At 70.4% G+C, this 25,270-nt stretch carries 22 protein-coding genes and 1 pseudogene; 11 read left to right on the top strand and 12 right to left on the bottom strand.

The features are described 5' to 3' along the window. The first annotated feature begins 1 nt into the window (after position 1). From H6726_01735 to H6726_01750, 4 genes are read left to right on the top strand one after another with little or no spacing between them, the layout of a single operon-like run. A complete protein-coding gene (locus H6726_01735; protein MCB9656342.1) occupies positions 2-949 on the top strand; it encodes an ATP-binding cassette domain-containing protein in 948 nt (315 codons plus the stop codon). A gap of 1 nt (position 950) precedes the next feature. Further along, positions 951-1,649, top strand: a complete 699-nt coding sequence (locus tag H6726_01740) for an ABC transporter permease subunit (GenBank protein MCB9656343.1) — start codon at positions 951-953, stop codon at positions 1,647-1,649. Between the two features lie 3 nt (positions 1,650-1,652). Then, positions 1,653-3,308 carry a GldG family protein gene (locus H6726_01745; GenBank protein MCB9656344.1) on the top strand — a complete coding sequence of 552 codons (1,656 nt, stop codon included), beginning with the start codon at positions 1,653-1,655 and terminating at the stop codon, positions 3,306-3,308. A gap of 7 nt (positions 3,309-3,315) precedes the next feature. Beyond that, the gene (locus H6726_01750) at positions 3,316-4,527 is read left to right on the top strand and encodes a DUF4340 domain-containing protein (protein MCB9656345.1); all 1,212 of its coding nucleotides are present in this window, start codon (positions 3,316-3,318) and stop codon (positions 4,525-4,527) included. A 486-nt stretch (positions 4,528-5,013) separates the two neighbouring features. On the opposite strand, the pseudogene H6726_01755 reads toward H6726_01750, so the two are convergent. The 5 genes and pseudogenes from H6726_01755 to bioA all read right to left on the bottom strand — a co-directional run bounded on the left by H6726_01755 (position 5,014) and on the right by bioA (position 10,875). Next, positions 5,014-5,409 (bottom strand): annotated as a pseudogene (locus tag H6726_01755) (RNA-binding protein). Positions 5,410-5,495: 86 nt separating this feature from the next. Continuing rightward, complete coding sequence (locus tag H6726_01760) at positions 5,496-7,421, bottom strand: ATP-dependent DNA helicase RecQ (GenBank protein MCB9656346.1); 1,926 nt, start codon at positions 7,419-7,421, stop codon at positions 5,496-5,498. Between the two features lie 26 nt (positions 7,422-7,447). Then, positions 7,448-9,094, bottom strand: a complete 1,647-nt coding sequence (gene lnt / locus H6726_01765; protein MCB9656347.1) for an apolipoprotein N-acyltransferase — start codon at positions 9,092-9,094, stop codon at positions 7,448-7,450. An 18-nt stretch (positions 9,095-9,112) separates the two neighbouring features. After that, complete coding sequence (locus H6726_01770; GenBank protein MCB9656348.1) at positions 9,113-9,511, bottom strand: response regulator; 399 nt, start codon at positions 9,509-9,511, stop codon at positions 9,113-9,115. A gap of 20 nt (positions 9,512-9,531) precedes the next feature. Beyond that, positions 9,532-10,875: an adenosylmethionine--8-amino-7-oxononanoate transaminase gene (bioA, locus tag H6726_01775; GenBank protein ID MCB9656349.1), complete on the bottom strand. Its 1,344-nt coding sequence runs from the start codon at positions 10,873-10,875 to the stop codon at positions 9,532-9,534. A gap of 102 nt (positions 10,876-10,977) precedes the next feature. Here bioA and H6726_01780 point away from each other — a divergent pair, with 102 nt between their 5' ends. Continuing rightward, positions 10,978-12,084 (top strand): Mrp/NBP35 family ATP-binding protein, encoded by a 1,107-nt coding sequence (locus H6726_01780; protein ID MCB9656350.1) that lies wholly within the window; start codon positions 10,978-10,980, stop codon positions 12,082-12,084. A gap of 84 nt (positions 12,085-12,168) precedes the next feature. Here H6726_01780 and htpX read toward each other — a convergent pair whose 3' ends face one another. From htpX to H6726_01795, 3 genes are all read right to left on the bottom strand, one after another. Then, positions 12,169-13,071: a protease HtpX gene (gene htpX, locus H6726_01785; protein ID MCB9656351.1), complete on the bottom strand. Its 903-nt coding sequence runs from the start codon at positions 13,069-13,071 to the stop codon at positions 12,169-12,171. Between the two features lie 100 nt (positions 13,072-13,171). Beyond that, positions 13,172-14,122, bottom strand: coding sequence for a hypothetical protein (locus H6726_01790; protein ID MCB9656352.1), 951 nt, complete (start codon positions 14,120-14,122; stop codon positions 13,172-13,174). 4 nt (positions 14,123-14,126) lie between these two features. Further along, positions 14,127-15,257 (bottom strand): HEAT repeat domain-containing protein, encoded by a 1,131-nt coding sequence (locus H6726_01795; GenBank protein MCB9656353.1) that lies wholly within the window; start codon positions 15,255-15,257, stop codon positions 14,127-14,129. 78 nt (positions 15,258-15,335) lie between these two features. On the opposite strand from H6726_01795, the gene H6726_01800 reads away from it, so the two are divergent. The 4 genes from H6726_01800 (at position 15,336) to H6726_01815 (ending at position 18,892) form a co-directional block, all read left to right on the top strand. Then, complete coding sequence (locus tag H6726_01800; GenBank protein MCB9656354.1) at positions 15,336-15,923, top strand: hypothetical protein; 588 nt, start codon at positions 15,336-15,338, stop codon at positions 15,921-15,923. A 30-nt stretch (positions 15,924-15,953) separates the two neighbouring features. Continuing rightward, positions 15,954-17,183 carry a phosphoserine phosphatase SerB gene (serB, locus tag H6726_01805; protein ID MCB9656355.1) on the top strand — a complete coding sequence of 410 codons (1,230 nt, stop codon included), beginning with the start codon at positions 15,954-15,956 and terminating at the stop codon, positions 17,181-17,183. Positions 17,184-17,262: 79 nt separating this feature from the next. Then, positions 17,263-18,219, top strand: a complete 957-nt coding sequence (locus H6726_01810; protein MCB9656356.1) for a fatty acid desaturase — start codon at positions 17,263-17,265, stop codon at positions 18,217-18,219. A 217-nt stretch (positions 18,220-18,436) separates the two neighbouring features. Then, on the top strand, positions 18,437-18,892 hold the full coding sequence (locus H6726_01815; protein MCB9656357.1) for a universal stress protein: 456 nt from the start codon (positions 18,437-18,439) through the stop codon (positions 18,890-18,892). A gap of 31 nt (positions 18,893-18,923) precedes the next feature. Here the strand turns inward: H6726_01815 and H6726_01820 are convergent, their stop codons facing one another. After that, positions 18,924-19,751 carry a hypothetical protein gene (locus tag H6726_01820; protein MCB9656358.1) on the bottom strand — a complete coding sequence of 276 codons (828 nt, stop codon included), beginning with the start codon at positions 19,749-19,751 and terminating at the stop codon, positions 18,924-18,926. A gap of 114 nt (positions 19,752-19,865) precedes the next feature. Between H6726_01820 and H6726_01825 the strand changes: the two genes are divergently transcribed. Next, on the top strand, positions 19,866-22,232 hold the full coding sequence (locus tag H6726_01825) for a hypothetical protein (protein MCB9656359.1): 2,367 nt from the start codon (positions 19,866-19,868) through the stop codon (positions 22,230-22,232). A gap of 91 nt (positions 22,233-22,323) precedes the next feature. Then, the gene (gene mscL, locus H6726_01830) at positions 22,324-22,764 is read left to right on the top strand and encodes a large-conductance mechanosensitive channel protein MscL (GenBank protein ID MCB9656360.1); all 441 of its coding nucleotides are present in this window, start codon (positions 22,324-22,326) and stop codon (positions 22,762-22,764) included. A gap of 120 nt (positions 22,765-22,884) precedes the next feature. Here the strand turns inward: mscL and phoU are convergent, their stop codons facing one another. Genes phoU through pstA form a run of 3 tightly spaced genes read right to left on the bottom strand, consistent with a single transcriptional unit; the run spans position 22,885 to position 25,261 of the window. Continuing rightward, positions 22,885-23,562 (bottom strand): phosphate signaling complex protein PhoU, encoded by a 678-nt coding sequence (phoU, locus tag H6726_01835; GenBank protein MCB9656361.1) that lies wholly within the window; start codon positions 23,560-23,562, stop codon positions 22,885-22,887. Then, entirely contained in the window at positions 23,562-24,305 is a 744-nt protein-coding gene (locus H6726_01840; protein MCB9656362.1) for a phosphate ABC transporter ATP-binding protein, read from the bottom strand. The genes phoU and H6726_01840 overlap by 1 nt, the downstream gene beginning before the upstream one ends. A gap of 56 nt (positions 24,306-24,361) precedes the next feature. Beyond that, a complete protein-coding gene (gene pstA, locus H6726_01845; GenBank protein MCB9656363.1) occupies positions 24,362-25,261 on the bottom strand; it encodes a phosphate ABC transporter permease PstA in 900 nt (299 codons plus the stop codon). Positions 25,262-25,270: the final 9 nt, after the last annotated feature.

A 25,270-nucleotide genomic window follows, 5' to 3' on the forward strand; every position in this document is an offset into this window, starting at 1 on the left:
GATGATCGAGGCCCAAGAGCTGCACAAGCTCTACGGGCCCCAGACCGCCCTCTCGAAGGCGAGCTTCAAGGTGCATCGCGGCGAAGTCGTCGGCCTCCTGGGCCCGAACGGCGCCGGCAAGAGCACCACCATGAAGATCCTCACCTGCTACATCTCGCCCACCAGCGGGACGGCCACGGTGAACGGCTGCGACGTGTTCGACGACCCCGTCGGCGCGCGCCGGGCCATCGGCTACCTGCCCGAGAGCACCCCGCTCTACTACGAGATGATGGTGCTCGAGTACCTCGAGTTCATGGCCGCCATGCGCGGCTTCAAGGGCGTCGAGGGGCGCCGACGCATCAAGACCGCGGTCGAGCAGACCTCGCTGGGCGATGTGCTCGGCAAGGAGATCCGCGCGCTCTCCAAGGGCTACAAGCAGCGCGTCGGCCTGGCTCAGGCGCTCGTGCACGAGCCGCCCATCCTGATCCTGGACGAGCCGATGAGCGGCCTCGACCCCAACCAGGCGTCGGAGATCCGCGACCTCATCAAGGAGATCGGCGAGAAGCGCACGGTCATCCTGAGCACGCACAACCTCGCCGAGGTGCAGGTCACCTGCGACCGCGTGCTCATCATCTCGGGCGGGCGCATCGTGGCGGACGACACCCCCGAGGAGCTCACGGACCGCGCGGGCAAGGCCAAGTACGTGGCCACCGTGCAGGGGAACGCCGACAGCTCCGCCGCCGCGCAGAAAGCCTTCGAGAAGGTCAAGGGCGCCTCCACCGTGCGCGCGCGCACGGGCGAGGAATCTGGCGAGCTGATCTTCGAGATCCTGCCGGAGGGCGACAAGGACCTCCGCGCGGACATCTTCAAGGCCGCCGTGGCCGCCGACCTGGTGCTACTCGGACTCGAGCACCAGGGCGAGAACCTGGAAGACATCTTCCGCGAGCTCACCCAAGTGGGAGAGGCGTGACATGCAGAACATCCTGACCATCGCGGGGCGGCAGTTCCGCAGCTACTGGAACGGCCCGACGGCCTACATCGTCCTCGCCCTCGTGCTCGCCGCGCTGGGCTGGTTTTTCTGGAGCCCCTTCTTCCTCATCGACCAAGCGAGCGTACGCTCCATGTTCGAGTGGCTGGGCATCCTCAGCGGCTTTGCGGCCCCCGCGCTCGCCATGGGCCTCCTGGCGGACGAGAAGCGACAGGGCACCATCGAGCTGCTCATCACGCTGCCTGTGCGTGACCACGAAGTGGTCCTCGGCAAGTTCCTGGGCGTGCTCGGCCTGTATGGCGTGCTCGCGCTGCTGACCATCCCCTACCCCATCGCCGTATCGCAGTTCGGGCCCCTCGAGGCGGGCCCCGTGGTCACCGGCTACGTCGGCATGTTGCTGCAGGGAAGCGCCATGCTCGCCATCGGCCTCATGGCCAGCAGCTTCACCGAGAACCAGGTGGTGGCCTTCTTCGTGGCGCTGACCATCACCATGATCTTCGTCCTCATCGACAAGATGCTGGTCTTCCTCCCCAGCGGGTTCCAGTGGTTCAGCTTCGGCTATCACGCGGGCCCCCTCACGCGCGGCGTCATCGACCTGCGCAACGTCGTGTTCTTCCTCTCCGTGACCGCCCTCTGTCTGGGCATCGCCTTCCGCTCCCTCGAGAGCCGCCGCTGGAGCTGACTCATGTCCACCAACAAGCGCACGCGCGCGGCCAGTGAGTCGCTCGTCTTCCTGCTCATCGGGGCCGGCATCCTGCTCGCCCTGAACGTCCTCGGCCTGTTCACTCCGTACGGCCGCTTCGACGCCACCCGCAACCACCTGTTCAGCCTGGCACCCAGCTCCGAGCGGCTCATGAACGAGCTGAACGAGGACATGGAGATCGTGGCTTACTTCAGCCAGGATCTGCCGCCGCAGTTCGCCTCCACGGAGCGCGAGGTGCGCGACCTGCTCGAGGAGTACGTCCAGGCCAGCAACGGGCACCTCACCGTGCGCGTGATCAACCCGGACACCGACGAGCTGAAGGCGCAGGCCGAAGAGGACGGTGTCGAGGCCGTGCAGCACCAGCTGATCGAGGCGGGCGCGCGCAGCTCGCGCCTCGGCTTCCGCGGCCTGGTCATCAAGTACCTGGGCGAGACGCGGCCCATCCCCGTCATCGCGGGGACGGACGGTCTCGAGTACGAGCTCACCATGCGCATCAAGCAGCTGGTGGGTGAGCAGCGCGTGATCGGCATCATGAGCGGCCACGGCGCGTCCAGCCTGTCCACGGACCTCGGACCGTTGCGCCAGCTGCTGCCCAACTACGAGCTGCGCGAGGTGAGCGCGGCGGAGCCCATCCCGGCCGACGTCGTCGCGATGCTGGTGGTGGCCCCGAACGAGGCCATCCCGGAGGCCGAGCTGCAGAACCTGAACGCTTTCGTCATGAACGGCGGTGGGCTCGGCATCATCGGTGGCTCCGTCAAGCTGAACCTCGAGCAGCAGCAGGGCCCGCCCAGCGCCGAGCTGGTGGACACCGGGCTGAACACCCTGCTCGAGCGCTGGGGTGTGCGCCTGGAGCAGAACCTGGTGGCGGACCCGCAGTGCGAGCTGCTGCCGATGGGGGGCATGGCCGTGCCCTACCCCTTCTTCCCGCGCGCGGTGTTGGACGCCGAGCAGCAGGAGCATCCGTCGGCGTTCGGTCTGGCCACGGTGACGATGCCGTTCAGCGCGTCGGTCAGCGTCCTCGACGAGTCGCCGGCCGACGTGCGCATCCTGCCCGTCATCTCCTCGTCCGAGGGCGCGTGGGTGGTCAACGACAGCAACATCGCCATCATGCCGCGTGACCCGACCGAGTGGCATCGCACGGGCCGCGTAGGCACGCGCGGAATGGCCGTGGCCATCCAGGGTCCGCTGCCCAGCGCCTTCCCCGACGCCGGTGGAGACACCCCCGCGCGCGCGGCGAGCGACGTGCGCGTGCTCGTCGTGGGCAGCAGCGCGCTGTTCCTGCAGGCCGGTCAGGGTCAGATGACCGACACGCTGGTCTTCGCCCTCAACAGCGTGGACTGGCTCGCGGCCGAGGAAGACCTCATCGCCATCCGCACCAAGAGCGTGGCCGAGCCCGGGCTCGACCAGCCCGCCAGCCTGCGCGCCGCCGAGCAGCGCGCCCAGACCGCGCGCGAGAACGAGGACCGCGACGAGTTCGCCGCGGCGCTCGAGGAGCGACAGGCCGCCGAGGACGCGTACAAGCGCTCGCAGCAGGTCACGCAGTGGGCGCTCACGCTCGGGCTGCCCCTCTTGCTCGCGCTCTTCGGGGTGATCCGCTGGCGTCAGCGCATCGCCAAGAAGAACAACATCAAGCTCTGAGAGAACGATGCAGAACAAGAAGCTCCTCATCGCGGGCGGCGTGTTGGTCGCCTTGATCGGCCTCGTGGCCTTCATGGCCAACCGCCGCAGCAGCAACGACGCAGGCGGCGGCAGCAGCGCCGACGGCGGCGCGAGCCTGCCGGACATCACGGGCAGCGAGATCACCTCGCTCACCATCCACCGGCCCAACGCCGAGGCCATCACGCTCACGCGCGACGGAGAGACCTGGCGTGTCACGGCGCCCATCGAGGCGGACGCGGACGACAACATCCTGCGCACGGCCATCGAAAAGCTGGACGAGCTGGAAGCGGACTCGGTGGTGGCGCGCAACCCCGAGAACCACACGCGCCTCGAGGTGGACGACGAGCACGGCGTCCGCGTGACGGTGCGCGCCGGCGACGCCGAGGTGGCGGACCTGATCCTGGGCGCCACGCGGGGCGGCGGCACCATGGTGCGCGTAGCAGGGCAGGACGTCGTGGTCAGCGCGCGTGGCTCGCTGCGCTTCGCGTTCGACCGTGAGCTGAGCGCGTTCCGCAACAAGCGCATCGTGGACGTGGCCCCCGAGCGCGTCGTCGGCCTGCGCTATCAAGTGGGCGAGCGCGCGCTCGCCTTCGCGCGCGGCAGCGACGACGAGTGGGCCCTGTCCGAGGGCGAGCCCATCGAGCGCTTCGGTGCGCAGCGGGTCCAGGCCGTGGCCGCGACCCTGGCACGCATGCGCGCCACCGAGTTCGCCGCAGCGGACGTGACCGAGGGCGCAGCCGGGCTCGAGACGCCAGCGGCCGTCGTGACGCTCACCATCGGACCCGAGCCCGCTGCCCCCGAAGCCACGGAAGGCGACGCTGCGGAGACCGCCGATGGCGGCGTGGCCGAAGCCGACGCACCCGCCGAGCCTGCCGCGCCGGCCGCTCCCGTTCCGACGGAAACGCTGGTGCTGGAGCTCGGCGGCGACGCGCCGAGTGACGGTCAGATCTACGTGCGTCTGCGCGGCAACCCGACCATCTACACCATCTCGCGCTACAGCGCGGACCGCCTGCGCGGCGAGCCCAGCCTGTTCCAGGACCCCGAGCCTGGCGCGGAAGGTGCGGAGGACGCGGCGGGCCTCGACGCCCCCCCAGGCCTCGAGGGTATGGGCGGACCCGGCGGCCAGCAGATCCCCGAGGAGCTGATGCGCCAGATCCAGGAGCAGATGCAGCGTCAGGGCCTCGGCGGCGCTCACTGAGCCGGATGGCATCGGGATGCACCAGGCCGAAGCCTGGTGCGTAGCTGCAGGGCCCTCTGAGAGTCCGCGCACCGGCCTTCCATGGCACGCGACCACGCAGTCCGCCCCCGCCGTGGGGCGGACTTGCAGGTCACGCTGCAGCCCCGGGGCACCTGGCTTCAGCCTGGTGCCCCCATCTTCACCGACCGCCCCAGCTCACTCGTCGTCGTCGTCGTCCGCTTCCCAGCCACGGCCGCCGCGCCACTTGTTGTTGGGGCGACGCTCTTCGTCACGCTCCCCGCGACGCGGCGCGGGGCGCGTCTCGTCGCGCCGCTTGGGCGCGTGCTTCTCGCGACGCTTGCGCGACTGCGCGTCGCCATCTGGACCGGCGGCCGCATCGGGCGGAGGTCCTTCGCGATAGGGACGCGGCGGAGGACCAGAGTCTCGATCCATCGGGGGACGCCGCGCTGCCGGACCGGGAGACCCAGCGTAGCCACCTGGGCCCGAGCGCTCGCCGCCTCCCATACGGTCTCCGCCACCACCTTGATAGCCACCGGGCCCACGCGGACGGTCGCCGTAGCTCGGACGCGGCCCATCGCCGCCTGGGCCAGGTCGCGGCCCGCGCGGCCCACCACCGGGGCCACCTGGACGCGGCCGTTCGACGGCCTCCGTGACGGTCACCCGACGACCGTCCAAGTCGCGCTCGTGGTTGGCGGCGATGATGGCTTCGAGGTCCTCCGTGTCGTCGAAGTCGACGAACGCGAAGCCGCGTGACCGTCCGGTCTCGCGGTCCAACACCACGGTGGCCTTTCGCACCTCGTGCCCCTTGGCCTCGAAGTGTGCCCTGAGTGAATCGTCAGTCGTCGAGTACGCCAGGTTCCCGACGAAGATTCTCTTGCCCACGAACGTTGTCTCCTACCAATGCGAACTTGCATGCGCGCGCGTACGTCGCGCCACCACGAAACCTGATTCTACGTGCGAAGCGGGCACTACGACAAGCCGACACTACGCTCGATGACCGCGATCAAGCGCGCACCATACGCCTCGATGCGCGCGGGACCCATGCCGTGAACGCCCGCCAAGCCGCCGTCCGTGGTGGGTCGCTGCACGGCGAGACCGAGCAACGTGCGGTCGTGACAGATGACGTACGGGGGCACGCTGCGCTCTCGCGCGAGCGCGGTGCGCTCTTCACGCAGGGCCATGAACAGCTCACGCGAGGTGTCGTCGAGCGCGTCGAGATCGACCGCGCTGCTGGCCTTGCTCGCAGGCGCACCGTCACGTCCACCGCGCTTGCGCGACGTGTGGCGCCCGGCGCTCGCCGAAGGCAGCAGCACGTCGGCCGGCAGCTCGCCCTTCATCACGCTCACGCCGCGCGGAGTGAGCACCAGCAGCGGATATTCGTCGCTCGTGAGGTCCACCAGCGCCGCCGTCACCAGGCGCCGCAAGAGCGCGATGGTCCACTCGAGCCCCTCGTCGCGAAACAGCCCGAACGTGGACAGGGACTCGAACCCCCACCTCTTGCTCTTGACGCTGCTCTTTCCCGCGAGCATCTCGGCGACGGCGCGCAGTCCCACGCTGCCACGGGCGCGGGCGACACCGCTGAGCGCCTGCCGCACCTTCAGGCGCGCGCCCTCGAGATCCTCGACCGACTGCCCAGACGCCACGCCCTCGCGCGCCTCGAGCGCGCTGCACACGTCGCAGTGACCGCACCCGCCCAGCGTCTCTTGGTCGTCGCCGAAGTAGCGCAAGATGAAGTCGTGGCGGCAGCTGCCTGCCTCCACGTAGCGCATGAGGTCCAGGAACAGCCCCCACTGCCGCGCGGCGAGCTCCGCGCCCGAGCCGCGCATGTCGATCAAACGCTTGCGGAGCCCCATGTCGCTCGCGCTCGCCAGGAGCACGCCCTCGGCCGGCGCGCCGTCGCGCCCCGCGCGCCCCACCTCCTGGTAGTAGGCTTCGATCGATCCCGGCGCCTGCAGGTGCACCACCACGCGGATGTCGGCGCGGTCGATGCCCATGCCGAACGCGTTGGTGGCGGCCACCACGTGCAGCGCGCCGCTCGCGAAGCGGGCGTTCACGTCCGCGCGCTCCTCGGGGCCCATGCCCGCGTGATAGACCCCGGCGCGGAAGCCCGCCTCGGTCAGCGTCTCCCCCATCGCCTCCGCGTTCTTGCGCGTGGCCGCGTACACGATGGCGCCACCCGCCGGCGCGCTCGTGCTCCCGAGCACCTCGCGCAGGATGGACACCGTCGCCCGCCGGCGCGCCTTCTGCCCGTCGATCTCCTCGCAGGACAGGTGCAGGTTGGGGCGCGCGAAGCCGCGCAGCACCACGCGTGTGTCCCGCTCATCGAGCACCAGGCGCGCCAGGATCTCGTCGCGCACCGCAGGCGTGGCGGTGGCCGTGCAGGCCAGGACGTGAGGTGGATCCAACACGCGCAGCACCTCGCCCAGACGCAGGTACTCGGGGCGGAAGTCGTGCCCCCACTGTGCGATGCAGTGCGCCTCGTCGATGGCCACGAACGGCGGACGCAGCGCGCGCACCATCTCGAGCGTGTAGCGGTTGCTGAGGCGCTCGGGGGCCACGTACACCAAGTCGTACTCTCCGCGCCCCACGGCGGCCTCGCGCTCCTTCAGCTCTTCGAACGGCAGCGTGGACGCCAGGAAGGTGGCCCGTACGCCGCGCGCCCGCAGCGCCCGCACCTGATCCTCCATCAGCGCGATCAGCGGGGACACGACCAGCGTGGTCCCCTCGAGCTCCGTCGCGGGGTACTGGTAGCACAGCGACTTGCCGCCGCCGGTGGGCGCCACCACCAGCACCCTGCGCGGCCCGCTCAGCAGCGCGTCGATGGCCTCGCGCTGCCACGCGTGGAAGCTGGGCAGGCCGAAGCGTTGCTGCAGCCGCTGGTCGCTGGCGGACATGGACTCCGTTCCTACCGCGACCGCGCTCACGCGCCAACCACGGGAGCGGTTCCAGCGGCCCGGCGACGACGCACGAGCATGACCAGCGCGAGCAGCGTGGACACCCACGCGGGCCAGTCGCCGAGCGTCTCGTACAGCGTGGGCTGGTCCATGCGCGGCACCGTCGCGTGCAGCTGCTCGCCCGTGAACAGCCCCCCCGACGTGATGATGCGCCCGACGGGGTCGATGAACGCGCTCACGCCGCTGTTGGTGGAGCGCACCAGCGCGCGGTGGTGCTCGACGGCGCGAAAGCGCGCCATGGCCAGGTGGATGTGCGGCTCCTGGCTCATGCCGAACCACGCGTCGTTGGTGATGTTGACGAGCAGGTGCGGCTGCGCCTCGGACACGGCGTAGCGCGTGAAGCCGGGCAGCACGTCCTCGTAACAGATCAGCGCCGTGATGCGCGTGTCCGACGACTCCCCGGGCAGCACCAGCGGCCGCACGTGCGTCCCCGGCGTGAGGTTGCCCGTGCGCGGCGACAGCTCGTACAGCTGCGGGAACACGTCGCCCAGCGGCAGGTACTCGCCGAACGCCAGCAGGTACGTCTTGTCGTACGTCCCCAGCGTGCGCGCCTCGGCGTCGATCAGGTAGGCGGTGTTGAAGTATTGGCGCTCACCGCTCTCGTCGTACTCGCGCCGCAGCCCCCCGAAGAGCAGCGGCGTGGTGATGTCGCGGAGCACGCGACCGAGGTCGGCGTTCGCAGGCAGCGTCCAGAGGTACGCAGACTCGGGCCACACGATCAGGTCCAGCGGGTCACCGAGGGCGCGCTGGGCGCTCTCGAGCGCGCGCGACCCCTCGAGGTGCAGGCGATGACCCCGCGCCGGATAGAGGTGCTTCTCGAACACGCCCATCGCGGCCTGCACGATGCCCACGTGCAGCGTCTCCGCGCGGGCTGCGCGCGCGTCCACCTCGTGTACTCGGTAGGCCCCATAGGCCGCGCTCAGCCCGACCAGGCCCACGCTCGCGAGCAGCGGTCCGAGCGCCGCGCGGGGCACGGGGGCGCGTTCGACGCGCGCGCGAACCAGCGGGAACAGCGCGGCCTGCACCAGCAGCGCCAGGGCGCCCACCAGCCCCGGGCCTCCCAGATCGGCCGCCTGCATGAGCCAAGTCTGGTCGAAGAAGGCGTAGCCGAAGTGGCTGGGAAACAGCGTGGGGAACCACTGTTCGAGCGCCAGGATGAAGGCCACCGCCGCCCACGCGATGGGGTAGCCGTTGCGCTTGGCGCGCCACAGCCCGAGCGCCAAGACGAGCTGCAGCAGCCCGAGGTAGGCCCAGAAGAACGAGGCCAGCAGGGAGGCGATGCCGAGGTTGAAGCCGCTGAAGACCTCCAGCATCTTCGCCATCCAGTGGTAGCCCCCCGCATAGGCCACGAAGCCGTGCGTGAAGCCCACGGCCGCCGCGCGGCGCGCGGTGCGGACGCTGGGGTGCGACAGGGCGAAGAACAGCGGCAGGAAGCACACGAAGGCCAGCGGCCAGATGCCGAAGCCGCAGAACGAGAGGAAGTGCAGCGTGCCCGAGAGCGCGGCCAGAGCGAAGGGCACGTAGCCGCGGCTGGTCGGGGTCTCAGGCGGCGCGGCCGCACCCTCCCGCGTGGGCGGGGCGCCCTCGTCGGACGACGTCGTCGGGTCAGTCATGCGCGGGAGCTGCCTCGGTCAGAGGCGCAGCAGCTTGCGGACCTTGGCGAGGAGGTCTTCCTGCTTGAACGGCTTGGTGACGTAGTGCTTGGCGCCAGCGTTGATGCCGCTCACGACGTCCATCGCGCCCGTCTTCGCGGTGAGCATGATGACGGGCACGCGCGCCAGGCGCTCGTCTTCGCGCATCGCCTTCGTGAGCCCATGGCCGTCGAGGCGCGGCATCATGACGTCGGTGATGACCAGGTCGGGCGGGCGCTTGCTGGCCTTCAGGATCTCGAGCGCCGCCATGCCGTCCGTCGCGGTCTGCACACGGGCAATCGGCTCCAATAGGCGGGAGACCAGGGTGAGCACGGCGGGCTCGTCTTCCACGCACAGGACGCGCGGCTTGTCGGGTGGTGGCGGAGGCGGCTGGGCCATCTGGCAGGGAACGTATCAGGTCAGGGGGAGGGGCGCACACGCTGCGTCTCGAGCGCTGCGGCGACGCTAGCGTGGACGACGGAGAGCAGCTCGTCCAGCGCGCCTTCCGTGATGTTGAGGGGGGGCACGACGTATACCGTGTCCCCCAGCGGGCGCAGCTGGGCCCCCCGCGCGCGAGCCTCGTCGTGTACGGCCCAGCCCAGCTTGGCGAGATATCCCCCGTCGCCCAGGTCGGCCGCCGCAACCATCCCGAGCGCCCGCGTACGCTTCACGCCGGGCAGCCGCGCCAGCGCCTCGAAGCCGGTGGCGAGCTGCGCGCAGCGCGCCTGACTGCGCTCGAGGATCTGCTCGTCGCGGTAGATGGCCAGCACCTCTCGCGCCACCGCCGCACCCAGGGGGTTGCCGTAGAACGTGTGCCCGTGCATCAGCGCGCGCGTCTTGTCCCCACGGAACCCATCGAACACCCGCTCGGTGGCCAAGGTCGCGGAGAACGGCAGCGCACCGCCCGACAGGCCCTTGGCGGTGCACAACAGGTCGGGCGTGATGTCCGCGTGCGTGCTGGCCCACATGGCGCCCGTCCGGCCGAGCCCGGTGAAGACCTCGTCGCAGATCAAGAACGTGTCCACGGCGCGCGTCACCTCGCGCAAGCGGCGCAGCAGGCGCGCCGGATAGGTGCGCATGCCCGCAGCGCCCTGGATCATTGGCTCGACGATGACCCCCGCGATCTGGTCCTGGTCGCGGCGCAGCGTGTCCTCGAGCGCATCGAAGAGCGCGTCCCAGCCCGCCTCGTCGTCCGCGTGCGCGGGCTCGGGCAGCCCCTCGGCCGCGGCGCGGCCGCCCGGGAAGAGGGGCGCGAACAGGCCGTTGAACGCGCCGACGTTTCCGACCGACATCGCGCCCACCGTGTCGCCGTGGTAGCCGCCCGGGAGCGCCAGGAAGCGCGTGCGGCTGGGGCGCCCGTTCTGCTGCCAGAACTGGAACGCCATCTTGAGCGCCACCTCCACCGAGGTGCTGCCATTGTCGCTGTAAAAGACCCGCGTGAGCCCGGGCGGCGCCAGCGTCACCAGCTCCTCGGCCAAGAGCACGGCGGCGGGGTGCGCCGTGCCCGCCATCGAACAGTGCAGCATGTCCTGAGCCTGCCGGACCAACGCCTCGCGCAGACGGGGATGGCCGTGACCGAGGTTGTTGCACCACCACGCCCCGCTGCCGTCGAGGTAGCGGCGGCCATCGTCGGCATACAGGTAGGGCCCGTCGGCGCGCGTGATGACCAGCGGGTCGAGCGCCTCGTGGTCCTCGCTGGACGTGTAGGGTCGCCAGAGGTGCCGCCTGTCGATGGCGAGCAAATCGGAGCGCGCGGGAGTCATGCGGGGGACCTACCAGCCGCGCTCCACCCGGGCAACGCTCACGCCCGTCACGCCGACGCCGGACGGTTGACCCACCGCGGCAAGCAACGCAGAACAGGCTCCATGTCCGCGCCCACGCTGGAAGCTCTCTCGGCCGCCTTGGCTGCCGTCGTCGACCCCACCTTCGGCAAGCCCCTGGGCGACCTGGGCACGCTGTCGGGCGTGAGCCTCACGGGAACGGTGGGCGCCGCGCAGGTGCGGCTCTCCTCCCCCGCGGAAGAGGTCAAGCAGCAGGTCAAGCAGGCCATCGACCGCGCCGCCGCCGCCATCGGGGTGACGCTGGTGGAGGTGACCTTCAGCGTGCAAGTGCCCACGCGCGACACCACCAGCGAGGACCCGCTGCCCAACGTGAAGAACGTCATCCTGGTGATGAGCGGCAAGGGCGGCGTGGGCAAGAGCACCGTCGCCACCAACCTCGCGCTCGCGCTGCGTCGCATGGGCACGCGCGTGGGCCTACTGGACGCCGACCTCTACGGCCCGTCGCTCCCCACCATGCTCGGCATCACCGGCCGCCCGCACAGCACCGACGGTAAGCGCATCGCGCCGCTGCAGCGCTTCGGCCTCAAGCTGATGAGCATCGGCTTCCTGCTGGACGAGCCCAAGCAGGCCATCATCTGGCGCGGCCCCATGCTGCACGGCGCGCTGCAGCAGTTCGTGAACGACGTGGACTGGGGCGAGCTCGACTACCTGGTGCTCGACCTGCCGCCGGGCACGGGCGACGTGGCGCTCACGCTGGCCCAGAAGATCAAGGTCACCGGCGCCGTGGTGGTGACCACCCCGCAAGAGGTGGCGCTGGCCGACGTCTACAAGGGCGTGTCGCTGTGCCAGAAGGTCAACCTCCCCATCCTGGGCGTGGTCGAGAACATGAGCTTCTTCATCGACAGCGCGGGCGTGAAGCACGAGATCTTCGGCTCGGGCGGCGGCGCGAAGGTGGCCGAGTACGCCAAGGCGCCGCTGCTGGGGCAGATCCCGATGGACGCCCAGGTGCGCGAGTGGGGCGACAAGGGCACGCCCGTGGTGCAGGCCGCGCCCGAGTCCGACGCGGGCGCGGCCTTCGCGGCGGTGGCCGACAGCCTCGCCACGCTCATCGCGAAGCAGCACTTCGACCGGCACGGGGGGGACAAGGCCCCGGCCGCCGAGGGGCGCAAGCGGCTCAAGATCCTGCGCTGAGGTCCGTCGCAGCGACGACGGCTGACGCCAGCAGTCCACGAGCGGTGTGGGACGTCTAGCGCGTCTCACCGCCCTCGGTGCGGCTCACCCGCCCCAGGTGCCGTCCCTGCGCGCCGTGGCGCCCCCGAGGGCGGCGATGCGCAGGTCGAGCGAGGGGTGCGTGGCGAACAGCGCGCCCACGTTCCCCGCGATGCCCATCGCCTCCATGCTGGCGGGCAGCTGCGGGGGCGCGCTGGTCTTCAGCCGCCGGAGCGCGCTGATCATCTTGTCCGCGCCCACCAGGCGGGCTGCCCCGGCGTCGGCGGCGTACTCGCGGTAGCGGCTGAACCAGCGCACCACCAGCGTGGCCAGGATGCCCAGCAGGAACTGCATCACCATCACGATGACGAAGTAGAACGGCCCCCGCCCACGCCGCTGCTCGCCCCGCGACACGGCCGAGTCGATCACGTCGCCCAACACCCGCGGGATGAAGTACACGAACGTGTTCGTGACGCCCTGCACGAGCGTGAGCGTGACCATGTCGCCGTTCGCCGCGTGGGAGATCTCGTGAGCGAGCACGGCCTCGACCTCCTCGCGCGTCATGCGGTTCAGCAAGCCCGTCGTCACGGCCACCAGCGAGCTGTCCTTGCTCATGCCCGTCGCGAACGCGTTCATGTCGTCCGACGCGTAGATGGCGACCTCCGGCATCTGGATGCCCGCCGCCTGGGCCTGTCGACGCACCGTCTCCACCAGCCAGCGCTCCACCTCGCTGCGCGGCTGTGTGATGACCTGCGCGCCCGTCGCGTGCTTGGCCATGGTCTTGGACATGGCGAGCGAGATGAACGCGCCGCCGAAGCCCATCAGCGCCGAGAGCACCAGCATGCCGGTGTAGCTGGAGAGCCCGAGATCCGGCGGGATCACCCCCAGGATGCGCAACACGGCGAGGAGCCCGCTGAGCATCATCAGGACGGCGAAGTTCGTGACCACCAACAGGGTGACTTGCTTCATAGCGCTTCAGTCGTGTGTCGCGTCCGAGGGTTTCGCAACCCCTCCCGATCACCCCTCGTGCCCGTGCCGCCGCATGCTCCCCCACACTCCCGCCGACGCGCTATGCCGACGGGAGCGAGTCCGCGCCGCCAACGTCGCCCACCGAGCCGGCCAGATGCCGCCCCACAGCCTCGCGTGCCAAGTCGGTCGCCGGGCCGACCGGGCGCAACAACAAGGCGAGCGCCCCAGCGCCCGAGCGCTCGAGCATCGCACGCACGAGCGCCTTGGCGCCCTCGTCGTCCCCCTCCGCAGACAGCGCGTGGGCCTCGACGGTGTCGGCCTGCAGGCGCAGGGCAGGGTCCGCCTCGGCCTCGTCGCGACGACGTGAGCGCAGCGCCCGCGCCTGCTCCACCCCCCCACAAAGCACATGCACCAGCGCGCGTGTGAGGTCCACCCACGCGTCCACGGCCTCGGTCGTCGGATACGGTGCGGCGTCCAGGGCTTCGAGCGCCGCCTCGAGGGCGCCGTCGTGCAAGTGGCTCATGGCGACCAGGTGGGCCCGCAGCGCGGCCTCGGGAGGTGCCAGCTGCGCCTCGTCGGCCTGCGCCAAGTGCTTGCGGCTCAGCCCGACCAGCCCGTGCCGCGTGAGCGGTCCGGCAGCGAACAGCACCAGCAGCGCGTGCTGGCGCGGGTCGCGTCCCCGGTCCCGTGTGAGGCGCTCGTCGATGCGTGTCGCGGCGTCGTCGCGCCGGTCCGGCAAGCCCAGCTGTGCGCAGAGGACATGCAGCCCGCGCAGGCCCCGGTCGCGGCGCGCCGCCAGCAAGGCCAGCGTCACCCCCGTGGCCCACGCCAGCGCCGCGGCCGTCAACACGGTCAGCCGCGCCTCGGCCCCGGCCTGCACCAGCACGAGCCAGAAGGCCCCACCGGCCAACCCCGTCAGCACGAGCGTGCTCAGGAAGGTACGCGCCATCCGCGCGAGAGGCACGTAGCGCAAGGGCACGCGCCAAGCGCGCGCTTCGAACCACGGAGCGAGCGCGGCTGCCAGGAGGGCCGCACTGAGCAAAGGTCCCACGGCCTCAGCCTACATCGGCGGCGGGATCACGGCCCCCGCGACGTTCCACCACACCGCTCTCGCGCGGCACCTCGTCCGCCATCTGCGCCAGGTGGGCCCGGTAGAGCGCGAGGGCGCTGCGCCGCGCTCGCCACCCGGCGCTGGGCGAGTAGTCGTAGGTCTCACCCGTGAGCTGCGCCAGCTCTTCGGCCGCCAGGGTGCGCTCGGCCACACGGAAGCTGCGTGCCGCCTCCAGCAGCCACTCGCCCCGAGAGCGCGCCGCGCGGCGCTTGTACCAGGTCCGCCACCGGGCCGGCTTGCGCCCCAGGTCGCGCGCCGTGACCGCGCGGAGGATGCGCTCGGCGGCAGCGACGATGTTCGGGTCGGGGTGGACGAGCAGTTCTGCGACATGCGGGACACAGCCCGGGTCGCGCAGCACCCCGAAGGTGCGCAGCAAGGGCACCACCGGCGGGCTCGGCTGCGTCAGCAGCGCGTACAGGGAGGCGGTGGCGCGCACCCGGGAGTGCGGGTTGGCGTGGGCCCGCATGGCGAGGATGGCGATGTTCGAGACCCCGGGGTCGGGGTCACACACCAGCGACGCCACGTGCTCGGGCAGGTCGTCTGGGTCGATCTCCGCGCACACCAACAGCGCGAAGTAGCGCTTGTCCGCGTCGGGGTGCCGCAGCAGCGGCAGCACGTGTGGCAGCGCCTTTGCGCCGAATTCCACGAGCGCGGAGGCCACCCCAGACACCCCCCGGCCCTTGGGCAGGCGCGTCGCGGTCTGCTGGCGGTTGAACCACACGGCCCCCGGAAAGACCTGCACCAGCTCTGGGAGAGCCGCCGCACCATAGCGCAGCAACGCGTGAATGGTCGGCCCCTCCAGGCCGGGCGTGGCCCCCGTCAGCTCTGCGACCAGGCGCGTGACGCGCTCGATCTCGCTCGAGGGACGGTCCTCGGGAGCGGGCGGTCGGTCGGTCGCGGTCCCGACGGCGCTGAGACCGGTCACCCCCACGATGTCCTCCGTCACGGCGTGGCGACCCGTGTTGCTGTCGCGCGAACGCTCGCGACCGCCTGGGCGTGCTTCGTGCGCAGGGACGGCGCGCGTCCCCACCCGCCCCAACACCGGCTGGGAGGATGGCGTCTTCTTTTCGTTCACAGCAGTTGAAGTCTACCTGTCCGAACGGAAAAGGATAAGGGGTTTGCACCGAGCGAGTTGTCACGCCATCACCGGAGCGTGAGCGCTTCCCGCGAGCTACAGCTGTCGGTCACGTTGCGACCCGAGGACGTGCGCGCGGGGCTGCTGCGCACGGTGCTGCGCCAGACCCGCCTGGCACGTCTGTGGCCCATCTGGCTGGGGCTCACCGCGGGGATGGTGGTCTACGCCATCCAGACGGCCGTGATGCTCGGCAGCGTCCCCACAGTGCTCGCGGTCTTCGCGCTCGTGCTGGCCGGCACTGGCCTCGGGGGTCTGTGGCTGATCAGCCGGCTGGGGGACCGCATGTTCCACGCGCTCCCGAGCCCGGCAGCGACGTGGCGCTTCTCACTCGCGGGCGTCGTGCTCGCTAGCCAGGGGCACGAGACGCTGCTCGCGTGGCCCGAGCTGCGCTACGAGCTGCGCGAAGAGCGGGCGCTGTTGCATCCGACGCCCACGACCTTCCACGTCCTGCCGTTCGCCGGGCTGAGCGCCAGCCAACGCACGGACGTCGTGGCCTGGCTCGAGGCCCACGCGAAGACCGTCCCTCAGCCGAAGCGCCCGTGGCTGCCACCTCTCGTCGCGCTGACCCTCGGCGTGCTGACCGCGCTCTTCCTGCGCACGCGTTGAAACTGCGAGAGCGGCTGCTACAGAGCGGCCATGGCCGAGCTTCAGAAGGTGTTGGTGACGGTGATCGGACCGGACACCCCGGGCATCACCGCCGCCATGAGCGGCGTGGTCGCCGAGAACCACGGGCGCCTCCTGGACATCGAGCAGGTGGTCGTCCAGGGGCAGCTCACCCTGTGCATGCTGATCGGCGTCTCTCCCCAGACGGCCGTGGGTGAGCCCGTCATCAAGGACCTCCTCTTCCGCGCCAAGTCCATGGGACTCGACCTGCAGTTCAAGGTTATCGACAGCCGCCTCGACACGCTCCCGGCGTACTCCACCGAGGGGCACCTGCGCTACGCCGTCACGGCCATCGGGGACTCGCTCGATGCAGAGGGTGTGCACATCCTGACACGCGAGCTGGCGACCTTGGGCGCCAACATCGAGTCCATCCGCAAGCTCAGCAGCAACCGCTTGATCTCCCTCGAGATCATCGTCTCCTTACCGGGCGGGGAGTGTCGCGCCGCGGAGCTGCGCCGCGCGCTGCTGCAGGGCCTCGAGCACAGCGACATCGACGTGGGTGTGCAGCGCGAGCGCCTCACACGCCGCGCCAAGCGCCTGATCGTCATGGACATGGACTCGACGCTCATCCAGATCGAGGTGATCGACGAGCTGGCGCGCATGCATGGCGTGGTCGACCGCGTGGCGGAGATTACGCGTCGCGCCATGGCTGGCGAGCTGGACTTCGCGGCCAGCCTGAAGGAGCGCGTGGGGCTGCTGAAGGGGCTCCCCTACGCCAAGGCGCTCGAGCTGGCCGACGCGCTGCCCCTGATGCAGGGCGCGCCCGAGCTGCTGACGGTGCTCCGCCGGTTGGGCTACAAGACGGCGGTCATCTCGGGTGGGTTCACCTTCGCGGCGAACGAGCTGCAGAAGACGCTGGGGCTCGACTATGCGTTCGCCAACGAGCTCGAGGTCGAGGACGGCGTGCTGACCGGCCGCGTCGTGGGAGCCATCGTGACGCCCGAGCGCAAGGCCGAGCTCCTGCGCGAGATCGCCGAGCGCGAAGGCATCGCCCTCGATCAGACCATCGCGATGGGCGACGGCGCGAACGACCTCGGCATGCTGACGGCGGCAGGCCTCGGCATCGCGTTCCACGCCAAGGCCAAGCTCAAAGCCGCGGCAGACACGGCCGTGAGCGCAGGCGGCCTGGACCGCATGCTGTACCTGCTGGGGCTCCCGTGGCGCGACGTCGAGGAGCTGCTCGCCGACACGCCGAGCGCGTAGTCCTCGTCGCCGCGCTCGCCGTCGTAGAAGGCCGCGGGATCTTGCCCGTGCGAGCGACGCGCAGTAGGAAGAACCAGCCATGCTCCGCTTCCGTGCCGACCTCCGACCGCTCTTCTTCAACGCGGTCTACTTCGCGCTGCTCGGCTGGGCGTTCGCCGCCGTGCCGTTGAACGACCTGCGCCTCTCGCTCCCGCTCTTCGCGGCGCTGTGCCTCACGTCGTTCATGGGCGCGGTGCAGACACACAACGCGGTGCACTGCCCCATCTTCAAGCAGCGCTGGCTGAACAAGCTGTACCAGGGCGTGCTCACCTGCACGTACGGGCACCCGGTCAGCAGCCTCGTGCCGGGGCACACGCTGAGCCACCACAAGCACACGCAGACGCGCAAAGACGTCATGCGCACCAGCAAGGCGCGCTTCCGCTGGCACCTGCTCAACGGCCTCTTCTTCCTGTTCATCGTGGCGCCCTCCACCTCGAAGGCGGACATGGCCTACACGAAGCAGATGCGCACCCGGCACCCGCGCTGGTTCCGCCAGATGCTGTTCGAGCTGGCGCTGCTGTGGAGCATCCAGATCGCGCTCTTCGTGGTCGACTGGCGCAAGGCGCTGGTGTTCTGGTTCATCCCGCACATCTACGCGCAGTGGGGCCTGGTCGGCATGAACATGCTGCAGCACGACGGAACGGACGCGAACCACCCGTACAACCACTCGCGCAACTTCGTGGGCAAGGCGGTCAACTGGTGGGCCTACAACAACGGCTACCATGGCCTGCACCACATGCAGCCGGGGCTGCACTGGTCGCTGCTGCCCGAGAAGCACGCCGAGCTGATGGTGCCGCACGTCCACCCGAACCTCGATCAGCCCTCGCTGCTGGTCTACCTGTTCAAGACCTTCGGCCTCAGCCGGCGCGTGGACTACCTGGGCAACCCGTTGGTGCTCCCGGACGAGGGCCCCGACGAAGAGTGGATCCCCGATCCACGCACCACCGCGGCAGACCTCGGCGCCGAGGGTATCGACCCAGCGCTCGCGGGCACCTGAAGGCCTCCCCTCCGCGAAGCAGCTTCACGACGCGTGGCGAACGCGCGCGCGACCGGAGACAAGGGGCTCCCGGCTGCGGCGCACGGCTTGCGTTCGATGGCGTGGACCGCGCAGGGAGTGCGCGTCGCGGAGACATGTGCACCGCCAGCGCGCACCGAGCGACCATGCGCGAACCTGCTTGCGCGGCGCTGGTCTATGAGTTGCACTGTGGGCTGCCATGACCCACCCCACGTTCCCCGAGGTCCGTCGTATCGTCGTCGGCACCGACTTCTCCGAGCCCTCCTTCCCTGCGCTCAAGGCGGCAGCTTCGATCGCTGCGCGTGAAGGAGCCACGGTCTTCTTGGCGCACGTGATCGACCCGCTGCCCCACATCGGCCCCGGCCTCGACACCCTGGTGGGCACGGACGCGCTCCGCGACGGCATCGAGGAGTACGCCAAGCAGCACCTGAAGGAGCTGACCGAGAGCCACTTCGCGGGCCTGAACGTGGAGACGCACATCCTGCACAGCCCAAACAGCGGCATGGCCGTGGCCGACCTGGCCGAGCGGGTGGACGCCGACCTGATCGTCGTGGGCACACACGGCCGCAGCGGGCTCAAGCGGCTCATGATGGGCAGCGTGGCGGAGCTGGTGTCCCGCTACGCGCCCTGCTCGGTCCTCGTCGTACGTGCTTGAGGCGTGACTGCGCCATGTGAGCTGTGTCGCCTCAGTGACGCAGCGGGGTGACCCGCGTCACGCGCCACGCGGCTTGGGGGGCCAGCGCCTGCTCACCCGCGCGGAGGCGGACGGCCACGCCGAAGTGGTCGTTCCAGCTCTGGTAGGCGTCTTGGACGTCGAAGCGCACCTCGAACTCGCTCTCACCCGGCGGCAGCGACGTGACGTCGAGGCTGGCGTTCCCGAGCGGGCGCGGGTTCCCGTTGCGCACGAAGTCGCCCCCGACCAGCGCGAGCGGCAGCGGCGCGGGCCCGTCGTTCCAGGCGCGGAAGCGGGCGTGGGCGATGCGGGCGGGCGCACCGCCGTGCGTGTGGCGGCGCTGCTGCGTGAGCCCGACGACGGCCACGCCGCGTCCCACGGCCCACACGCTGCCCGAGGTGTAGGCCTGGTGCGTGGTCCCGTCGGCCACGCTGACGTTGGCCGCGAACTCGTCGGGCACGCCGTTCGACGGGCGCGGGCGGACGCGGGCGCGGTAGCCCCACTCCTCGGGGGCCAGCTCCACCGTGCAGCGTGAGCGGTCCACGGCCGGGGCTTCGGTCCCGCACAGAACGTGCTGCTCGCAGCCGCGCGCAGCGGCGGGGTGCACCTCTCGCAAGGCGCGCAGCACCAGCTGTACCCCGCGGCGCACACGGGCGGGGTCCGCGCACCCCGCGTCCGAAGCGGGCTGCTGGGCCCCCACGCGCGACGCCAGCGAGGGGCCGGCCCCGAACGAGCCGCCAAACCGCGCACCCGGGACACCCGTGACCACGCCGAGCGTGAACACCACGATCGCGACGCTCGGCCACCCAGCACCCCACGGACCACGCGCGGACGTCCTCATGCCCTCCTTGTACGCGCCAGCTGCCGGATTGACCTACGCGACGTGGCATGGCGGTCCCCAACGGCGCTGCGGCGAGCGCCCGCGGAGGCCCGCTCAGCGTGGTATAGGCGCCGCATGAACGGAACCGCGCGCGCTCGCCTGCTGTCGGTGCTGTACCTGACGGCCGTTGCCGTGCTGGGGGCGTGGGCGTTCTCGGGGTTGCCGCTGCGCACCGAGATCATGGACTTTCTGCCGGACGCGGGCGACCGCGAGCTGGCGCAGTTGTCACGGCACGTCGCGGCGTCGGACCTGAACCGGACGATCACCCTGACGGTCGAGGGGCCCAGCTTGGATGTGGTGGCCGTGGGCACGCGAGCGCTCGGCGAGCGCCTGGCCCAGACACCGGGCGTGGCTTGGGTACGCACCGGCCCCACCGATGACTTGCAGCGTGCGTTCTACGAGGTGTACTTCCCGCACCGCTTCCAGCTCTTGGGCGACGAGCCGCAGGCCCGAGCGCTGATGACCCCCGAGGGGCTGCGCGAGCGCGCGGCCGAGCTGCGCGCGCGCCTCGCCTCCCCAGCGGGCGCGTTCGTGCGGCAGATCGCGGTCGCGGACCCATGGCTCGCGTTCCTGCACCACGTGGAGCGGCTGCGCGACGCACAGCAGGGCGAGCTGAGCGTCCACCAGGGCGTGTTCGTCACCGAACGGGGCGGGACCCCGGCTGGCGTGGTGTTGCTGGCCAGCGAGCGCTCGCCCTTCGACGGCGCGGCGACGGGACCGCTGCTGTCCGCCATCGACGAGCACTTTCGCGACGTCAACGCAGAGCAAGGAGGCGCGCTGCGCCTCGAGCAGGCCAGCGTGCACCGGCTCGCGCATCACTCGGAGCAGACCATCCGCGCCGACATCCAGCGCGTCAGCGTGGCCGGGAGCCTCGGCGTGGTGCTGCTGCTGCTGGTGCTGTTCCGTTCGCCCCGGGTGCTCGTCCTGGGCGCGCTTCCGCTGGTGGCAGGCCTGGTCATCGCAGTGGCGGCGGCCCGCGCGCTCTTCGGCGCCGTGCACGGGCTCACGCTCGCGTTCGGTGCGACGCTGATCGGCGTGGCCATCGACTACGTGGCCCACTACCTGAACCACCATGTGCTCGCGCCTGCCCCCGAGGGCCCCTACGGCAGCCTGCGACGCATCGGCATGGGCCTGCTGCTGGGCGCCGCCACCACCATCGCAGGGCTCTCGGGGCTCGCGTGGACCTCTTTCCCAGGCATCCGGCAGATGGCCCTGTTCACGACGGTCGGAGTGGCGGGGGCGCTGCTCACGACGGCCCTGGTGGTCCCCGCGTTCATGCCTGTGCGGCCTACCCCCACGGGGCTGCACCTGCGCCTGACCCACTCGTGCACGCGTGGCTTGGCGTGGCTCGCGGCGCGGCCGAAGTTGCTGTACGCCCTGCCCGCCACCGCGCTGCTCCTGATGGCGCTCGGGATCCCACGCCTCTCGTGGCAGGACGACATCCGCGCGTTGAGCGAGCCGGACCCCGCCATGGCCGCCGAGGACGCGCGCGTACGTGGGCGCGTGGCGCGCATGGAGGCTGGCCGCTTCGTAATCGCCACAGCCCCTGACGAGGCGAGCGCGCTCGCACACAACGACCAGGTGGCCGCTCTGCTGGGCGAAGCGCGCGCGGCGGGCGACATCGACGGCTTCCGGTCTCTGGCCACCTTCCTGCCTTCCCCGGAGCGACAGCAGGCAAGCCTGACGGCGATCCCCCGGGATGCCTTCGAGCGCACCATGAGCGCGCTCGAGGCGGAAGACTTCGTGCGCGCGCCCTTCGCGGCGTTCGAGCAGACCCTCGCGGAGGCGCGCTCGCACGCCGCGCCCCTCACCCTCGCGGACCTGTCGGCCACTCCCCTCGGGGCCATCGCCGACAGCTTCGTCGTACGCTCCGACGCGGGCGTCTCGATCCTCACGTTCGTGACGGGGGTCCGAGACCCGGACGCCCTCGCCGCGCGCGTCGAGACGCTCGAAGGCGTGCGCTTCTTCGATCAGGGGGCGTTCATGACTCGCGCCTACCGCGAATTCCGCGAGCGCACGGTCGAGCTCGTGGGGTTCGGGCTGCTGGGTGTGCTCCTGCTCGTCTGGCTGCGCTACCGGCGCGGGCGCCCCACCCTGGCGGCTTTTCTGCCCGCGCTGCTCGCGACGGGCGCCACGCTGGGCGTGCTCGGCCTGGCCGGGGTCGAGGCCAATCTCCTGCATGTGGTCACCCTGCTGCTCGTGCTCAGCATGGGCGTGGACTACGGCGTCTTCATGGTCGAGACGCAGGCCCACCCCGAGGACGAAGCGCCGACGGTGGTCAGCCTCCTGACGGCGTGCGGCAGCACCGTCTTGTCGTTCGGCGTGCTGGGCCTCAGCGCCCAGCCAGCGATGCGGGCCATGGGCGTGACGGCCGCCGTCGGGGTCGCGGCGAGCCTGGTGCTAGCCCCGGCCGCATGGTTGTGGGTGCGACGGCGCGGCTGACCTATACTCCGCGAACGGGGGCGGGAGACCGGCCCACCACACACCCCAACCGGAGCCCGAACAGCTCGACGAAGCGAGGACGAACATGGGAATGATGAGTGAGTTCAAAGAGTTTGCCGTCAAAGGCAACGTCGTCGACATGGCCGTCGGCATCATCATCGGCGGGGCCTTCGGGACCATCGCCAAGTCGTTGGTCGAGAACGTCATCATGCCCCCCATCGGTCTGGCCACTGGCGGGGTCGACTTCAGCGCAATGCAGATCGTGCTTCAGGAGGCCAGCACGAACGAGGCCGGTGAGGAAGTCGCCGCCGTGGCCATCAAGTACGGCGTGTTCCTCAACAACGTGATCTCGTTCTTGATCGTGTCCTTCGCGGTCTTCTTGCTGGTGAAGTCGATCAACCGCTTGAAGAAAAAGGAAGCGGAGGCGCCCCCCGCCGACCCGACCACCAAGGAGTGCCCGGCCTGCTTCAGCACCATCCACATCAAGGCCACGCGCTGCCCCAACTGCACCACGGAGCTGAAGGCCGCGTAGCCCGCGAGACGGCGGCGACGCTGCGCCGTCCGCTCCCGGCCGCGTGGGAGGTGGGCGACCGCGCGTCCTACCCCGCAGCCGGTTCCGCAGCCGGGCGGCGAGCGAGCGGACGCTGGGGGCTCAGCCGCCGCCGTGGCGCACGTCCACGCCGTCCACCAGGAAGATCACCATCTCCGCGATGTTGGTGGCGTGGTCGCCGATGCGCTCGAGGTACTTGGCGCAGTTGCTGACGCGCATGCCGTCGTCGATGGCGCTCGGCTCGGAGCGCATGAAGGCGACGCTGCCACGCAGGATCTCGCCGTAGATCTCGTCCACCGCGTCGTCCTCGGCCAGCACCAGGCGCGCCTTGTCCACGTTCTCCTCCACGAACGAGTCGAGCGCGTGCCGCAGCATGTTCTTGGCCAGCATGGCCATCTCGGACAGACGCTTGGCGGGCGCGGGCATGGCCCCGGACGCGGCCAGCTCGCTGGCGCGCTCGGCCAGGTTGACCGCTTCGTCGCCGATGCGCTCGAGGTCCGTCACGACCTTGACGGCGGTGATCGCGAAGCGCAGGTCGCGGCCCACCGGCTGGCGCAACGCGAGCATGCGCATGGCCATCTCGTCGACGGCCATCTCGTCTTCGTTCATCTGCCGGTCGGCGCGCATGACGTCCTCGGCCAGCTGCACGTTCTGGTCCTCGAGGGCGTTGACGGCCCAGAGGATCATCTGCTCGCAGCGCCCCCCCATGGCCAACAGCCGGCCCTTGAGCTGCCGCAGCTCGGCCTCGAACTCGTGACTGGTGTGAGTCAGCAGGGTCATCACCCGAATCTACCGGTGATATACTCTTCCGTCTTCTTTTGTGACGGGCGAGTGAAGACCGTCTCCGTATCGCCATACTCCACCAGCTCACCCATGTAGAAGAAGGCCGTGTGGTCGCTGACGCGCGCCGCCTGCTGCATGGAGTGCGTGACGATGACGATGGTGTACTGCTGCTTGAGCTCGCGCAGGAGCTCCTCGATGCGCGCCGTGGCGATGGGGTCGAGGGCGCTCGTGGGCTCGTCCATCAGGATGACCTCGGGGCGCACGGCCAGGGTGCGGGCAATGCACAGACGCTGCTGCTGACCGCCGCTGAGGCCCAGCGCGCTCTCCTCCAGGCGATCCTTGAGCTCGTCCCACAGGGCGGCGCCGCGCAGGGACTCCTCCACGCGCTGGGCGATCTCGGCCTTGTCCTTCATGCCGGCGATACGCAGGCCGAACGCGACGTTCTCGAAGATGGACTTGGGGAACGGGTTCGACTTCTGGAACACCATGCCCACGCGCCGCCGCACTTCGACCGGATCCACGCCCTTGCCGTAAACGTTGTACCCGTCGAGCAGGATCTCGCCCTTCACGCGGCAGATCTCGATGGTGTCGTTCATGCGGTTCAGGGCGCGTAGGAACGTGCTCTTGCCGCAGCCCGAAGGACCGATGAAGGCCGTGACAGTGCGCGAGTAGATGTCGAGATCCACCGCCTTGATGGCCTGCGCCTCGCCGTAGAACACGTCCACGGCGCGCGTCTGCATCTTGACGTGCAGCTGCGCGCCGGGTTGGGACTTCGAGGAGTGGGAGAGGGCTGGGCTCACGTGCGCGTCGCTCGGGTTCGGCTTCGGATGACGATAGCCAGGAAGTTGAGGCTGAACGTCAGCGTGAGCAAGACCAGCACCGTCCCGAAGAGGGTGGGCTTGGCCGCGTCGACGTTGGGGGACTGCGTCGCCAGGGCGTACACGTGGTAGCCCAGGTGCATGAACATGTCGCGCAGGTCCGTGGGCAGATAGGGCAAGAAGTTCGCGGCGCCCACGAAGATGATGGGCGCGACCTCACCCGCCCCACGGCTCACCGCGAGGATGACGCCCGTCAGGATGCCGCCCACCGCGTTGGGGAGGACGACCTTGTAGACCGTCTGGAACTTGGTGGCTCCGAGCGCCAGCGAGGCCTCGCGCAGCTCGTGCGGCACCTGGCGCAACGCCTCCTCGGTGGTGACGATGACCACGGGGAGCGTGAGCACCGCGAGTGTGAGCGAGGCCCACAGGATGGAGGGCTTGCCCCACACCGGCGCCGACCCCTCGCCGTACACCAGGGTGTCCAGCGAGCCGCCGACGAAGAGCACGAAGAAGCCGAGCCCGAACAGGCCGAACACGATGGAGGGCACGCCCGCGAGGTTGTTCACGGCGACGCGCACCAGCTGCGCCATGCGGCTGCGCGACGACGCGTACTCCGTCAGATAGACGGCCGTCGCGATTCCGACCGGAACGCCCGCGAGGGTCATCAGCAGCGTCATGAACACGGTGCCGTAGATGGCGGGCCAGATGCCGCCGCCAGTCATGTCGGCCGTGGGGCTGCCGGTGAGGAACTCGGCCGAGACCACGGGCGTGCCGTGCATCACGATCTGGCCCAACAGCACCGCCAAGAGCAGGAGGATGATCAGCAGCGCGAGGCCGCTGAGCCCGCCCAGGATCCAGTCTTTGCGTGTGTAGTTCATGGGGGGCTC

This window comes from Sandaracinaceae bacterium (assembly GCA_020633055.1).
In the GTDB taxonomy this organism is placed as follows: domain Bacteria; phylum Myxococcota_A; class Polyangia; order Polyangiales; family Houyiibacteriaceae; genus JADJJE01.

Coding starts and splice junctions, on each gene's coding strand:
- H6726_01735 (MCB9656342.1), top strand. CDS start 2: ATGATCGAGGCCCAAGAGCTGCACAAGCTCTACGGGCCCCAGACCGCC.
- H6726_01740 (MCB9656343.1), top strand. CDS start 951: ATGCAGAACATCCTGACCATCGCGGGGCGGCAGTTCCGCAGCTACTGG.
- H6726_01745 (MCB9656344.1), top strand. CDS start 1,653: ATGTCCACCAACAAGCGCACGCGCGCGGCCAGTGAGTCGCTCGTCTTC.
- H6726_01750 (MCB9656345.1), top strand. CDS start 3,316: ATGCAGAACAAGAAGCTCCTCATCGCGGGCGGCGTGTTGGTCGCCTTG.
- H6726_01760 (MCB9656346.1), bottom strand. CDS start 7,421: ATGTCCGCCAGCGACCAGCGGCTGCAGCAACGCTTCGGCCTGCCCAGC.
- lnt (MCB9656347.1), bottom strand. CDS start 9,094: ATGACTGACCCGACGACGTCGTCCGACGAGGGCGCCCCGCCCACGCGG.
- H6726_01770 (MCB9656348.1), bottom strand. CDS start 9,511: ATGGCCCAGCCGCCTCCGCCACCACCCGACAAGCCGCGCGTCCTGTGC.
- bioA (MCB9656349.1), bottom strand. CDS start 10,875: ATGACTCCCGCGCGCTCCGATTTGCTCGCCATCGACAGGCGGCACCTC.
- H6726_01780 (MCB9656350.1), top strand. CDS start 10,978: ATGTCCGCGCCCACGCTGGAAGCTCTCTCGGCCGCCTTGGCTGCCGTC.
- htpX (MCB9656351.1), bottom strand. CDS start 13,071: ATGAAGCAAGTCACCCTGTTGGTGGTCACGAACTTCGCCGTCCTGATG.
- serB (MCB9656355.1), top strand. CDS start 15,954: ATGGCCGAGCTTCAGAAGGTGTTGGTGACGGTGATCGGACCGGACACC.
- H6726_01810 (MCB9656356.1), top strand. CDS start 17,263: ATGCTCCGCTTCCGTGCCGACCTCCGACCGCTCTTCTTCAACGCGGTC.
- H6726_01815 (MCB9656357.1), top strand. CDS start 18,437: ATGACCCACCCCACGTTCCCCGAGGTCCGTCGTATCGTCGTCGGCACC.
- H6726_01820 (MCB9656358.1), bottom strand. CDS start 19,751: ATGAGGACGTCCGCGCGTGGTCCGTGGGGTGCTGGGTGGCCGAGCGTC.
- H6726_01825 (MCB9656359.1), top strand. CDS start 19,866: ATGAACGGAACCGCGCGCGCTCGCCTGCTGTCGGTGCTGTACCTGACG.
- mscL (MCB9656360.1), top strand. CDS start 22,324: ATGATGAGTGAGTTCAAAGAGTTTGCCGTCAAAGGCAACGTCGTCGAC.
- phoU (MCB9656361.1), bottom strand. CDS start 23,562: ATGACCCTGCTGACTCACACCAGTCACGAGTTCGAGGCCGAGCTGCGG.
- H6726_01840 (MCB9656362.1), bottom strand. CDS start 24,305: ATGCAGACGCGCGCCGTGGACGTGTTCTACGGCGAGGCGCAGGCCATC.
- pstA (MCB9656363.1), bottom strand. CDS start 25,261: ATGAACTACACACGCAAAGACTGGATCCTGGGCGGGCTCAGCGGCCTC.